The following is a 13,674-nucleotide window of genomic DNA, read 5'->3' on the forward strand; positions in this document are numbered from 1 at the left end:
GTTAACGCCTTATCCCTCCCGGTGCGGGCTTCTTATAGGGACTGCACCAGCTCAAGCATCCGTTGCGCGTGCCCCTTGGGCTTGACGTCGTAGAGCGCGTGGCGGATGCGACCGCCTTTTTCGATGATGAAGGTGGTGCGCAGGATGCCCTGGCGGCTGACACCGTTGACGACTTTCTCTCGCAGCACATCGTAGGCGGCGCAAACTTCGGCGTCGGTGTCCGCCAGCAAGAGCAGGCTGAGGCCGTATTTGTCGCGAAAGGCACCGTGGCTGGCGCAGTTGTCGCGGCTGATACCGGCAATGTTGGTGCCGGCTGCCTCGAATTCCGGGTGCAGGTCGGTGAATTCTAGCGCTTCCATGGTGCAGCCGGGGGTGTCGTCCTTGGGGTAGAAGCACAGGATGAGATGCTGGTCGGCCCAGAGCTTGGCGCTCTTGACCACATCCATGTCGGCGTCGGGGAGGGAAAAATCAGGGGCAATGTCGCCAGCTTGCAACATGAACGAAAGGCTCCGGTGGTTTGATGCCATCGCCGCAGCACAGCCTGCAAAAGTCGCTGCGGCGGAGAGTCAGGCGGACAGAGTGGCGCGCGGTGAGAGACCGGCGCTGGAGTCCGCGGCAGGCTGATTGTAGTGTTTCCTGCTGGAGCGGAATTTAGGGTGCCTGGTGGCGCGCGTCAACCGTCTTCGGTGGTGGATTTTGTATCACCGGAACGCGCTGGGACCCCATGGGCCCCATGGTTGCGTTGGGGAATGCGCTCGGGGATGCGTGCGTGGGAATCGCTCTTGGGCGGAACTGGAAGCGGCTCGCCGCTTTCTTCTGGCGGTTTGAGCAGGATGCTGGCGATGGTGCCGCCGCCAGGTCGGGTGCGGAGATGGATCTCGATGTCATTGGCCACGGCGAGCTGGCGCGCTACCGCCAGACCCAGGCCGGTGCCGCCGGTGCCGCGATTGCGCGATTGCTCCAGGCGATAGAACGGACGGAAGACGGCGTCCAGCGACTCATCGGGGATACCGGGGCCGCGATCAAGCACCTGAATCTCGACGCTTTCGGCGCAGCCTTGCAGGTCGACCTCCACCAGGTGGTCGCTATAGCGCAGCGCGTTTTCGATCAGGTTGCCGAGAATTCGCCGAAGTGCCATGGGGTTGACATGGGCGGGGCAGGGCGCGGCCAGACGGCAGCGAATGCGCTGACGCTGGCCGACGACCTCCCTGATCAGGACGCTCACCTCAAGATTTTGCTGCTCGCCTGCGCCCAGACTCTGGCCCAGCTCGACGGCGTGGCGAATGAGCTCGTCCATTTCTTCGATATCTTGCGTCATGCGCGCGCGCTGAGCGTCACTGACTGGCTCGGGCAGCATTTCGACCGCCAGACGCAGGCGTGTCAGCGGCGTGCGCAGGTCGTGGGAGATACCGGCGAGAAGCACGGTGCGATCGGCCAACAGCTCGCGCACCTGCTGACTGGTCTCATTAAATCGCCGCGCGAGATTGGCCAGCTCCAGCGGGCCAGTTTCGGGCAGGGGCTCGGGTGAGCGTCCGCGCGCGACTTCCTCTGCAGCGCGCGAGAGGCGTGTCAGTGGGGTGGTGACGCGTCGGGCCAGAATGGTGGCCGTGAGCAGAATCAGCACCAGCGCCATGACCGAGACCAGGGCCACGCCCTGGAGCGGTTTGGTGTTGATGCGGCTGCGCGGAAACCCGACCCAGACCGGGCCGCGCTCGGTATCCATGCGCATCCAGAACCAGCGTTCCCCGTCCACCAGACTGCTTTCGACCTTGATCCGGTGCCCGAGCTGGTTGGCGATGGATTTTGCCAGGCGGTTGGTGTAGGGGAAGAAATAGGGCTCGAGGTTTTCTGGTTGCTCCGGATGCGGTCTCAGCTCGAGTTGGTACTCCTCGCGCAGTCGCTCGCGGTATTCGGCGCGCAGCGGCGCGGGCAACTTGACCAGGGTGCGAGCCGAAAGGTCCATCAGGGCGGCCAGGTCGCTGGTAGCGCGTTCGACCACCGGAAAGAGCGCATAGTGCAGGATGGCGAAAAATGTCACCAGCGCGAAGCTGCCGAAGGTCAGCACCAGTGTCAGCAGTGCGCGGCTGAACAGCGAGCTTGGCAGCCAGCGCCGGCGTCGGGTCATGCCTGGCCCTTGGGCGTGAAGATGTAGCCGCGGCCCCAGACGGTGCGGATGTAGCGCGGGTTTTTCTTATCGGGCTCGATCTTGGCGCGCAGGCGCGCGACCTGCACGTCGATGCTGCGATCGAAGGGGTTGCGCTCGTAGCCCTTGAGCAGGTCCAGCAGCTGGTCGCGGTGGAGCAGGCGGTTGGGGTGCTCGCAAAAGACGCACAGCAAGTCGAACTCGCCCGAGGTCAGGCTGATTGGCTCGCCGTCGCGCGTGAGCTGACGCATGTCGATATCCAGCCGATAGGGGCCGAAGCTGAGGGTGTCGTTCGCCTCCTCTGCGGGTTCCTCTGCAGGACTGGGGCTTTGGCGGCGCAACACCGCGCGGATTCGGGCAAGCAGCTCGCGCGGATTGAACGGCTTGGGCAGATAGTCATCGGCGCCGACCTCAAGTCCAACGATGCGGTCAACCTCATCTCCGCGCGCCGAGAGCATGATGATCGGCGTGCTGTGGCTTTGGCGCAACCGCCGCGCCAGGCTGAGTCCGTCCTCGCCTGGCAGCATCAGGTCAAGAATGATGATGTCGGGGGATTCTGCCTCAAGATGCCGGAACATCTGCTCGCCATCCTCCACGCCCGCCACCTCAAAGCCTTCGCGTTCCAGATAGTCGAGCAGCAGATCGCGTAGACCCTGGTCATCGTCAACGACCAGTACCTGGGCCTTATCGGCGGATTTGGATGCGGTGATGTCCATGGTGGGGGAGCCGTCTGCTTGGTGGTGGCGGAATGTCAGGTGCCAGACGCCGCGGTTTTGCGGGCCGGTAAGCGACGGATGTTTTGCATTGCGAATAATCAATTAGTTTTCGATGTTGCGAAAATGTGATTTTGTTCTCGCATATTGGTTACAAGTTGTTACAATATTAGTATATAAGGAAATAACAGAGTAACCTGTTTCTCGCACAATAACGACCATCAGCTGAAGGTGATCAATCGCTCTGTTCCAGTGCCTGCGCAGTGCTTAACCGGTTGTTGCACGGTGCTTGGAAGTCTCGAACGCATCTTTGGCCAGGCTTTTTGAATCATTTGCCGAACCAACTCGGAGGAACGAGCATGATCTTTGACGCTTTAACCATCAGCGGTTTGTTGGTTGCGATTGTGTCCGGCGGCTTCCTCGTCGGCGTCGTCAGTCATAACGGTGCGCAGACGCGGGGGACGCGCCGCGGCTCTGCGGTGAAACCCCAGGCGTGAGCCTCCCGGGTTTGAGCCCCAGTTTTGAGGCCCCTGGCGTGAAAACCGGGCCTCAAACTCAGCACCTCAAACTGAGGATTAACAATCCTCGGGCCTGAAGCCCGGGCTTGGGACCCCCAAGCCTGCGGCCCAGCCCTGAAAACAGGCGAGATATTGGGCCCGATTTGTCGGGCCAGTGCCTGCATCGCTTTGGTGCGGTGATTTCTGCAGCTCGGCTTCTACCCAGACGCGTTGCTTGACGATGCCTGATTTTCGGGCGTCGCCTGACTATTGCGCATCGCCTGACTTTAGCCGTCGTGCCTCGGTGGCGCCATCGGGGCTCTGAGCGGTTGTTTTGTGCTTGCGGGTTTTCTTTAGGGTAGCAAGCCTCTTCGCCGTCCCAGCGGTTTTCGAACCGGTGCGACGGCGTTTTTTTGTTTCAGCGCCTAGCCTTTGATCTCAGTATAATGCGCGCATTTTTGCGGTTTGTCGCCAGCCGGATTGGTCCCATAGCATGCCGAGCCGGGGCCTACCGCAACAGAGACCGATCCGCCCCACGGAAGTTTCCATGCGCGCTTTCTCATCGCTGATTTCCCCACGGACTCTGGCGGCGCTCTTCTTCACAGGCGTTGCCCTCTATCTCGCGACCCTGGTGCCGACGCGCGAGATCGCCTGGGTCATGGTCTTTTTGGTATTGACCATCTTCCTGTTCGCGTTTGAGGTGGTTGCGGTCGACGTTGCGGCCGTGACCGTTATGCTGCTATTGGGCCTGACTAGCCTGCTGGCGCCGCTGATGGGGCTGGATACCGGGCTGGTACCGGTCGAGTCCCTGTTCGACGGCTTCGCCTCGAATGCCGTGATTTCCATTATCGCGGTCATGATCATCGGCGCCGGGCTGGATCGCACTGGCATCATGTCCAGGGTGGCGGTCTTCATCATGCGCATCGGCGGTAAGACCGAGGCGCGCATCATCCCGCTGATCTCGGGCACCGTAGGGGTCATTTCCTCCTTCATGCAGAATGTGGGCGCGGCGGCACTCTTTCTGCCGGTGGTCAGCCGCATCTCCGCGCGCACCGGGCTGCCGATGTCGCGGCTGCTGATGCCCATGGGCTTCTGCGCCATTCTCGGCGGCACTATCACGATGGTCGGCTCGAGTCCGCTGATCTTGCTCAATGACCTGATTTTGACCACCAATGAGTCCCTGGCGCCGGAGCAGCGCATGGAGACCTTCAGCCTGTTCTCGGTCGCGCCTATTGGCCTTGCGCTGGTCACAACAGGCATTTTGTATTTCGTGATCGCTGGCCGCTTGGTGCTGCCGGCGCGGGGGACAGATCACCTTGAGGGGCATGATCCCATGGCCTACTTCGCTGACACCTATGGCTTCAGCGATTTCTCGGTTTATGAGGCGGTGGTGCCTGAGGACGGCCCTCTAGTTGGCGTCAGTGTCGATGAGCTTGAACAGCGCTGGCGGGTGCGGGTTATCGCGATGGAGAAGGGTGATGGTGTGCGCCTGGGCTCGGATGGCGTCGATCGCAGTCTGGGCGTGGCGGCCGGCAGTCGGCTCGGGCTGATCGCACCGGCTGAGACCTTCGCCGAGTTTGTCAGCCAGACCCGGATCGCCGTCAAGCCGGAGCTTGAGCTGTTTGCCGAGACGCTTTCCGCTGGCAAGGCCGGTATTGCCGAGATCGTCATCCCTCCCGGCTCCGCTCTGCTTGGCAAGACGGCGCGCGACCTGTGGATGCGCAAGACATACGGTCTGTCGCTGCTAGCGGTTCGCCGCGGCGATGAGACCCTGACCTACCGCACCGGTGGTGTGCGTAATTTGCCGTTCAAGCCGGGCGATACCCTGGTGGTGCATACCACCTGGGCGGACCTGCATCGACTGGAGAGCGACCGCAACTTCGTCGTGGTCACCACCGAGTATCCGCACGAGCAGTTGCGCCCGCACAAGGTGCCGGCGGCACTGCTGTTTTTTGTCCTGACCCTGGCTCTGGTGCTGGTGACCGATCTGCGCCTGTCGGTGGCTTTGCTCACCGGAGCGGTTGGCATGGTGCTCTCCGGGGTGCTGAGCATCGAAGAGGCCTATGAGGCGGTGAGTTGGAAAACGGTGTTTTTGCTCGCCTCCCTGATTCCGCTCGGCATGGCGGTCGAGAGCTCGGGCGCGGCGGCCTGGATTGCTTACGAGAGCCTGCGGCTGCTGGGGGATTTGCCGATCTGGGGCATACAGGCGGCGATCGCGGTGCTGGCGACTTTCTTCACCCTAGTGATGTCGAATGTCGGCGCCACCGTGCTGTTGGTGCCCTTGGCGGTGAATATCGCGCTTGGGGCCGGTGCTAACCCGGCCATCTTCGCGCTGACTGTGGCCATTGCCACATCGAATTCTTTCCTGATTCCAACGCATCAGGTCAATGCCCTGATCATGGGACCCGGCGGCTACCGGGTGCCGGATTATCTGCGCGCCGGTGGCATTATGACGGTGCTCTTCCTGGTGGTCTCACTGACGGTGCTCAATGCGCTTTATGAGTAAAGCCGAGCTGATGAATCAGGCGGACCCGATGAATCATGCCGAACGTTCTCAGCGGCGCGCGCGGCCAGTGTGGGATGTTATCGATAGGAGAGCCACGGATGCACGCTAATACCCAGCGACAGCCATTGTTTTCGGTTGCGCATCCGGCGCTTCGGTTGCTCGTGACAGCCGCGTTGCTGTTATGCACGCCCCTCGCGATGGCCTCGGCCGGTGCGGCACCCGAACCGCAATGGCTGGACTTGACCAGCCACAAGGTCGGCTACGCGGCGCTGATTGTCTTTTTCCTCGCCTATGCCCTGGTCATGGCCGAGGAGTTCCTGCATTTGCGCAAGTCCAAGCCCGTTATCATCGCTGCCGGGCTGATCTGGGGCATGATCGGCTATGTCTATGCGCAGGAGGGGCTGAATCACGCCGCCGAGGAGGCGGTGCGGCACAATCTGCTTGAATACGCCGAGCTGATGCTGTTCCTGCTGGTGGCCATGTCCTATATCAACGCCATGCAGGAGCGCAAGGTCTTCGATGCCCTGCGTGCCTTCTTGATTCGCCGTGGTTTCGGCTTTCGCACCCTGTTTCTGATGACCGGGGGGCTGTCGTTTTTGATCTCGCCCTTGGCGGATAACCTGACAACCGCGCTGCTGATGTGCGCGGTGGTGCTGGCCGTCGGTGCCGGCAACCGGACCTTTATTTCATTGGCCTGTATTAATATCGTGGTGGCGGCCAATGCGGGTGGGGCCTTCAGCCCGTTTGGCGACATTACCACCCTGATGGTGTGGCAGTCAGGGCAGCTCGAGTTCTTTGCCTTCTTCGCGCTGGTGGTACCGTCGGTGGTCAATTACGCCATTCCCGCCGCGTTCATGTATCGCGCGGTGCCCGACGCGCATCCGCAAACCGAGTCCGAGCGCGTCGCCATGAAGCGCGGCGCCAAGCGCATCATTGTGCTGTTTCTGCTCACCATTGCCACGGCGGTCAGTTTCCATCACCACCTGCATTTGCCGCCTGTCATCGGCATGCTGACGGGGCTTGGTTTGCTGAAATTATTCGGCTTTTACCTGCGCATGACACACCACGGGTGGGAGTCCAGAAACTCGGCGCGGGCGCGGGAAATCGGCGACCTGGTGCCCTTTGATGTCTTTCAGAACGTCGCGCGGGCGGAATGGGACACCCTGCTGTTTTTCTACGGCGTGGTGCTGTGCGTCGGCGGGCTGGGTTTCATCGGCTACCTGGGACTGTTGTCGGAGGCCATGTATACCGGCTGGGGGCCGACGCTGGCCAATATTCTGGTGGGTATGATCTCGGCGATCGTCGATAACATCCCGGTGATGTTCGCGGTGCTGACAATGAGTCCGGAGATGTCCAATGCACAGTGGCTGCTGGTGACGCTGACCGCTGGCGTGGGCGGCTCGCTGCTGTCAATCGGCTCGGCGGCCGGGGTAGCGCTGATGGGGCAGGCGCGCGGTGCTTACACCTTCTTTACGCATCTGCGCTGGACGCCGGTGATCGCGCTCGGCTATTTCGCCAGCATACTGATTCACCTGATCATCCAGTTTTTTGCCGGGCTGTTTTAAGTTCGGCCGTTCCGAATCGGGCCGTTTGGAGTCCGGCAAGGGCGCGACCCTCATATACCGGAGGATATAACCAGCGCGCAAATGTCTGCACTTGGTGGGCGAGCGACCCGAAGAATCCTGAATTCGCTCATTTTCAAGAAGGATAAACCAATGAGGGGGCGATTTGGTTCACGCTCGGTTCGGCCGCCTGTTGAGCCTCCACTGGGAGCGCCTCCAAGCCTGACGCAGATACTTGTCGGCCTCAATCGCCAGCAGGCTCGGCAGGAAGCACAGCAGGATCAGCGGCCACCACAGGATGGGAAAATCGGCCGTCTTAAACCAGCTTGAGGTCGCCGGCGCGAAGGTCGGAATCAGCCGGATGGCGATGCTTAAACCCACGCCAGCGAGCAGCCATTTGTTGCTGAAGGGGCTGAAGCTGAACACCGACTGGTCGATGGATCGCGCCGAGAAGACATAGCCAAAATGGGCGAATAAAATAGCCCAAAAGGCGGCGGTCTGGGCCTGCGTCAGCAACAGCGGGTTGATGAGTTCGCCATTGGCCAGGGCGGGAGCTCCAAACAGGTAATAGATACCGAAGCCGGGCAGAGAAATGGCGATGCCAAGCAAAATCACGCGCTGAATGAAAAGCCCGTCGATAATGTTCGCCTTTGAGTCGCGGGGCGGATGCGTCAGCAAGCCGCGTTCTTTGGGTTCCATCATCAACGGCAAGGTCAGTAACAGCGAGTCGAGCAGGTTGATCCACAGAATCTGAATAGGCTCGAGCACAAAGCGCTCGCCAAATAGGGGGACGAACGCGGCCATCAGAATGGCCCCCATGATCAACAGCGCCTGGGCGGCATTGGTTGGCAGGGTGTAGAGAATCGCCTTTTGCAGATTCTTCCAGGCATGGCGGCCTTCTTCGACCGCCGTGACGATGGTGGCGAAGTTGTCATCGGCCAGCACCATGTCGGCGGCCTGACGTGCCACCTCAGTGCCTTCCTGACCCATGGCCACGCCGATGTCGGCCTGCTTGAGCGCCGGGGCATCATTCACGCCATCGCCAGTCATGGCGACAACATGGCCGTTGGCTTGGAAGGCCGCGGCGATTTGCTGCTTGTGCTCAGGCGCGACCCGGGCGAAGACCGAGACTTCTTCGACTTCCCGGCGCAGGCGCTCTGAGTCCATGTCATTGAGTTCGGTGCCGGCGAGCACCCGCTCGGCCGGAATGCCAAGCTGGCCGGCCACCGCCTGGGCGGTCAGCGGATGATCGCCGGTCACCATCACGGTGCGAATCCCGGCCGACTTGCAGTTGGCAACCGCCTGCTTCGCACTTTCCTTAGGCGGGTCGATCATGCCCTGCAGGCCGGCAAAGCAGAGATCATGCAGATCCTCGTGCAGCAGATCGGCGTGATCATTCGCCACCCGCTTGAAGGCAAAGCCCAGGGTTCGCAGCGCCTGCCGGGCGAAGGTCCTGGCGGCCTCAAGGTAGGCCTCGCGGTTCAGATCGGTCTCTTTCGCCTTGGCATCCGTGGCGCTGGCGCACATTTCCAGCAGGATCTCCGGTGCGCCTTTAACAAAGATATAGCGCTCCCCCTCATAGTCAGCCAGCACCGCCATGTACTTGGTGCTCGAGTCGAAGGGGATTTCCTCAATGCGCTGCTGCCGGTCTTTGTTCAGAGCCGCCTTGGCGCCGGAAATCAACAGGGCGATCTCAGTCGGGTCGCCGATGCTGTGGCCCTCATCGTTTAAGTGGGCGTTGTTGCAGAAGAAGCCGATTTCCAGCATTCGGCGCAGTGCTGGATTGGCGGCGGCATCAATGGGCGCACCGTCTTGAGAGAACTGGCCGTGCAGGTCATAGCCAACACCTGACACACCGAAGGCCTGACCGGCGGCGAAAACATCGGTCACCGTCATGCGGTTTTCGGTCAGGGTGCCGGTTTTATCCGAGCAAATGACCGAGGTGGCGCCCAGGGTCTCGGCGGCTGGCAGGTTGGCGACAATGGCGTTCTGGCGCGCCATGGCATTGCCGGACTTGGCCAGCACGGCGGTGACCAGCGCCGGGAGCATTTCCGGAATCGCGGCCACCACCAGCGAGATGGCGCCGAGCAGACTGTAGGAAATCTCGTAGCCAAGGTAGATGCCAACCACGAAATTCACCGTGCCGATGCTCATGATGGCAATGATCAGCGTCTTGATGAAGCGCGCGAGCTTGCGTTGCAGCGGGGTGGAGTGCGCGGCGGCGGCTTTGACCATGCCAGCGATCTCGCCAAAGACCGTTTTGTCGCCAATCTCCACCACCACCGCCTTGGCGGTGCCCTGAGTCAGGTAGGTGCCGGAAAAGCCCATGTTTTTCTGATCACCGGGCACCACCTGATCGCCTTCGATCGCGTTGGTGGTTTTGGTAACGGGCACCGATTCGCCGGTCAGGGAGGATTCATCAACCTGGGCGTTGTGCAACCGGATAAAGCGCACATCGGCGGGGATCTTGTCGCCGCCTTCGAGTTCAACGATGTCGCCGGGCACCAGACCCTTGGAGGGAATCCGCACCAGACCCTGGTCGCGCAGCACCATGCACTCGGGCACCATCATGGACTTGAGTGCCTCAATGGCGTTTTCGGCCTTGCCTTCCAGATAGAAGCCGACACAGGCATTGAGCACCACCACGGAGAGAATCACCATGGTGTCCGGCAGCAGATGGGCGCCAAACAGGGTGAGCAGGCCGGTGACCATGGCCGTGGCCAGCAGGATCAGCGACATGGGGTCCTTGAATTGTTTCAGGAACCGCTCCCAGGCGGGCGTCTTGCGCACGCTGATGGCATTCTCGCCCCAGGTGGCCTGGCGTTTAGTCGCCTCGGCCGATGACAGGCCCTGGTCGTCGGTCTCGAGGGTGGACAGTACGTCTTCTGGTGGGAGTTGATACCAAAGCACCTGTGCAATCTCCTGAAATGGCTGAAGGCTGGATTTCGCGCACCCCACGCGCAGTGCCTTTCGTTGCAGAACGCCCCGGACCTTGACGTGGCGGACTTTCATTGACTCGCATCGCGGTTCAACAACACGCTGTCCTGCTCGGGTGGGTTGGCAATTCCAATTGGTAGCGGCAGCGTCAGGTTGAGAGGTCGCAGATCAGCCGTGCCTTGCCACCGTCGATGACAAGGTCGGTGGTGGCATCCAGGGTGTTGTCCGGGTCCTCTGACATGGCGAGCTTGGAACGGGTGACCAGTGGCTCAAAGACCACGCGGGCCTGTTGCGGGGGGGCGGCGAATTCTACCAGCAGCACATGGATACCGTTTCCCTTGCCCAACCCGAATTGAATCTGACTGACCGGCACCTGGCGCCAGGTTCCACGCACCGGGATTGAGTACATCCGGAAATCCGCTTCGTCGGTGACCTGGATGTCGCCAATTGCGCCCAGCAACTCTTGGTTAAGCACGCCGAGCGCTTTTTCTGGTTCCGAAAGGTTGCGCCAGAAGCGCTCGAGCAGGTCGTTGTATCGGCATTGTTGCTCGACACCGTCAAGCAGAATGCCGAGATCAACGCTCGCATCCGCGATTGCAAGCTGAGTTTGCGCGGACGCAGTTTGGGCTGCCTGAGTTTGGGCGGATTCAGTTGGAGCCGGCTGAGTTTGAGCCGCCTGAGTTTGAGCCGGCTGCATCTGGGCAGGCTGGCGTTGATCGGCCGTGCTCGGTTGGGCAAGGGGAGGCTCGGCAAGCGCAAGCGGCGCGACCACTGCGAGTGCGCTGGTGCACCGGATCATTCGGGTTGCCGATAAGCGGATCGCGGAATCTTGCTTCAGCTTCATAGTGTTTGCCGGCGGCAGTTGGCGAGGTGACAGTCATTACCATTTCTACAACGGTGTATCAGTTTACGCTAAATCTGCTCGAATGTCAGCAGTACGCAACTGTTGCCAAAATGCCAAGGCTTCGCGCCGGGTATCTGCAAGATCGACGATAGGGCGAGGATAGTTGGTGCCGAGTTCGATGCCAGCCTGTTGTAATATTGCAACCGGCGCCTTCCAGGGTTGGTGCAGATGGCGCTTTGGCAGCTGGGCAAGCTCGGGGCACCAGCGGCGGATGTAGTCACCATCGGGGTCGAAGCGCTCGCCCTGACGCACGGGATTGAAGATGCGAAAGTAGGGCGCTGCATCGGCACCGCAGCCGGCGGTCCACTGCCAGCCCTGCGTGTTGTTGGCCAGATCGGCATCCACCAGGGTGTCCCAGAACCAACGTGCGCCGACTTGCCAGGGAATGCGCAGGTTTTTGGTGAGAAAGGAGGCGACGATCATCCGTACCCGGTTATGCATCCAACCGCTGTGCCAGAGCTCGCGCATGCCGGCATCGACCAGCGGGATTCCCGTTTGGCCGCGTTGCCATGCACGCAAGAGCTCGCTCGGAACCGGGTCGCGCCAGGGGAATGCCTCAAACAGAGGATTCAATGGTTCATCTGCCGTGTGCGGAAAATGATACAGCAGACTGGCGCTGAACTCGCGCCAGCCGAGTTGGCGCACAAAGGCTTGGGTGTCGTCGCTTGCGGCCTTGGCGATGGCTAGGATCTGACGCGGTCCGATCTCGCCAAAATGCAGGTGTGGTGAGATTCTCGCCGTGCCGAGGACAGCCGGCAGGTCGCGCGCCTGAGCGTAGTCGGCTGCGGCCTGATCAATAAAGCGGCGAAGCTGAGCTTGAGCACCCGCAGCACCTGGCTGCCATTGGTCGGGAAAGGCGGCATCCCAGCCGATGCGCGGCAGCAGGTCCAATGCATCAAGCGGCTGTTCATGTTCAAGCACGCCGAATGCGGCGGACGGCAGTGCAACCGGCTCTAGTCGCTCGGGTGCCGGCTTTGGTGGGGGCATCTTCGAGAGCCGGGGCTGACAGCGTCGCCAGTAGGCCGTGAAGACCTTGAACGGTTGATCCGCGCCGGTTTTTACGTCCCAGGGCTCGAACAGCAAGCTGGCATTGTGGCTTTCGCAGCGGATGCCATCGGCCCTGAGCTGTTGCTTGATGCGGCTGTCGCGGGCCACCGTGGCCGGCTCGTAGCAGCGATTCCAGAACACTGCGCTTGCCCCGTTCGCCCCGATCTCATTGATGAGCGCGCGCAGGCAGCCGAGGGGGGCGCCGCGCATGATAAGCAATCGCGAACCGCGCTCGCGCAGGCTTTGATCGAGCGCGCTTAGGCTATGGTGTAACCACCAGTTGGAGGCCGCGCCGGGCGCCCAGGGCGCTTCTTCCTCGGGAGCGTGAATATAAAGTGGCAGGATGCGTTCGAAGTGATCAATCGCGGCCATGAGTGCTGGATTGTCTTCCAGACGCAGGTCGCGGCGGAACCACAGGATCGCTGTCGTGGGCACGGGCGTCTCCCGGCGCTGAGATTGGGTTTTAGCCGCAGCGCGTCACGGTGGACGCGCTGGCAGGGAGTCGTCGGTCCGGCAATCAGGCATCAATCGGCGAAGACTTCGTTGAGGAAATCCTGCATCAGCGCCCAGGAACGCTGGTCAGCTTTGGCGTTGTAGGCAACCATCTCGATGCCGTATTCATCCGCATTCGGATTGGTGAAGGCGTGGCGGGCGCCGCTGTAGGCGACGAATTCCCAATCCGCGTTGATGGCATCAAGCGATTTCTGGAAGGCGGCGACCTTTTCGGGTGACACAAAACCGTCGGCTGCGCCATGGGCGGCCAGCACGCTGGGCTTCAGCGTCTCAAGGCCCTCGGGGGCCGCGGCAGGGAGCCGTGGAAGCTCACCACGCCGTCCAGATCAGCGCCAGCGTAGGCCATTTGCATCACGGTCGCACCGCCGAAGCAGTAGCCAACGGCGGCGAGCTTGTCCGCGTCGACGGCCGGGTCGGCGGCCAGTATTTCCAGCCCTTTCAGCGCGCGTGCTTGCCAGGCATCGACATGCTCGGTGATCTGCTGCATCCAGCCCTTGGCATCGGGAGCATGGGAGGTGACCTTGTCATCGCCGTACATATCGATGGCGAAGGCGACATAGCCGAGTTCGGCCAGCATTTGTGCGCGCTTCTTGGCATAGTCGTTCAGCCCCCACCACTCATGTACAACAATGATGCCGGGGCGACGCCCTTCGGTCCCTTCGGGGTAATACAGGTAGCCGGTCAACTCGGTATCACCGTCCTGGTAACGGACGGTCTTGCTTTCGATCTTGGAGGTTCCGGTCTCCGTACTCGTGTTCTCGGATTGATCAGTGGCCGCCTGGGCGTTGACTGCCAGGGCCGAGAGTACGAGGGCGGTCAGCAGGAGTTGGGGCATGCGCATAGCGTAATCCT

Annotated in this window: 11 protein-coding genes; 3 read left to right on the forward strand and 8 right to left on the reverse strand. The window is 61.4% G+C overall.

Annotated elements, in window-relative coordinates; genetic code table 11:
- Positions 1-32: 32 nt before the first annotated feature.
- From Thiosp_RS11450 to Thiosp_RS11460, 3 genes are all read right to left on the reverse strand, one after another.
- Positions 33-497 (reverse strand): peroxiredoxin, encoded by a 465-nt coding sequence (locus Thiosp_RS11450; RefSeq protein WP_201063157.1) that lies wholly within the window; start codon positions 495-497, stop codon positions 33-35.
- Positions 498-673: 176 nt separating this feature from the next.
- Positions 674-2,125, reverse strand: coding sequence for an ATP-binding protein (locus tag Thiosp_RS11455; protein ID WP_201063158.1), 1,452 nt, complete (start codon positions 2,123-2,125; stop codon positions 674-676).
- A complete protein-coding gene (locus Thiosp_RS11460) occupies positions 2,122-2,859 on the reverse strand; it encodes a response regulator (RefSeq protein ID WP_201063159.1) in 738 nt (245 codons plus the stop codon). The genes Thiosp_RS11455 and Thiosp_RS11460 overlap by 4 nt, the downstream gene beginning before the upstream one ends.
- Before the next feature lie 356 nt (positions 2,860-3,215).
- Between Thiosp_RS11460 and Thiosp_RS11465 the strand changes: the two genes are divergently transcribed.
- The 3 genes from Thiosp_RS11465 to nhaD all read left to right on the forward strand — a co-directional run bounded on the left by Thiosp_RS11465 (position 3,216) and on the right by nhaD (position 7,424).
- On the forward strand, positions 3,216-3,353 hold the full coding sequence (locus tag Thiosp_RS11465; RefSeq protein WP_201063160.1) for a hypothetical protein: 138 nt from the start codon (positions 3,216-3,218) through the stop codon (positions 3,351-3,353).
- A gap of 547 nt (positions 3,354-3,900) precedes the next feature.
- On the forward strand, positions 3,901-5,859 hold the full coding sequence (locus Thiosp_RS11470; protein WP_201063161.1) for an SLC13 family permease: 1,959 nt from the start codon (positions 3,901-3,903) through the stop codon (positions 5,857-5,859).
- A gap of 98 nt (positions 5,860-5,957) precedes the next feature.
- The gene (nhaD, locus tag Thiosp_RS11475; protein WP_201063162.1) at positions 5,958-7,424 is read left to right on the forward strand and encodes a sodium:proton antiporter NhaD; all 1,467 of its coding nucleotides are present in this window, start codon (positions 5,958-5,960) and stop codon (positions 7,422-7,424) included.
- A 168-nt stretch (positions 7,425-7,592) separates the two neighbouring features.
- On the opposite strand, the gene Thiosp_RS11480 is transcribed toward nhaD, so the two are convergent.
- The 5 genes from Thiosp_RS11480 to Thiosp_RS11500 form a co-directional block, all read right to left on the reverse strand.
- Positions 7,593-10,331 carry a cation-translocating P-type ATPase gene (locus tag Thiosp_RS11480; protein WP_201063163.1) on the reverse strand — a complete coding sequence of 913 codons (2,739 nt, stop codon included), beginning with the start codon at positions 10,329-10,331 and terminating at the stop codon, positions 7,593-7,595.
- 175 nt (positions 10,332-10,506) lie between these two features.
- Positions 10,507-11,157, reverse strand: a complete 651-nt coding sequence (locus Thiosp_RS11485; RefSeq protein WP_201063164.1) for a hypothetical protein — start codon at positions 11,155-11,157, stop codon at positions 10,507-10,509.
- 108 nt (positions 11,158-11,265) lie between these two features.
- Positions 11,266-12,744, reverse strand: a complete 1,479-nt coding sequence (locus Thiosp_RS11490) for a cryptochrome/photolyase family protein (protein WP_201063165.1) — start codon at positions 12,742-12,744, stop codon at positions 11,266-11,268.
- 89 nt (positions 12,745-12,833) lie between these two features.
- Positions 12,834-13,076, reverse strand: coding sequence for a dienelactone hydrolase family protein (locus Thiosp_RS11495; RefSeq protein WP_323697074.1), 243 nt, complete (start codon positions 13,074-13,076; stop codon positions 12,834-12,836).
- Positions 13,077-13,084: 8 nt separating this feature from the next.
- The gene (locus tag Thiosp_RS11500; RefSeq protein ID WP_323697075.1) at positions 13,085-13,657 is read right to left on the reverse strand and encodes a dienelactone hydrolase family protein; all 573 of its coding nucleotides are present in this window, start codon (positions 13,655-13,657) and stop codon (positions 13,085-13,087) included.
- Positions 13,658-13,674 lie beyond the last annotated feature (17 nt).

This window comes from Thiorhodovibrio litoralis (assembly GCF_033954455.1).
Classification (GTDB): Bacteria; Pseudomonadota; Gammaproteobacteria; order Chromatiales; family Chromatiaceae; genus Thiorhodovibrio; species Thiorhodovibrio litoralis.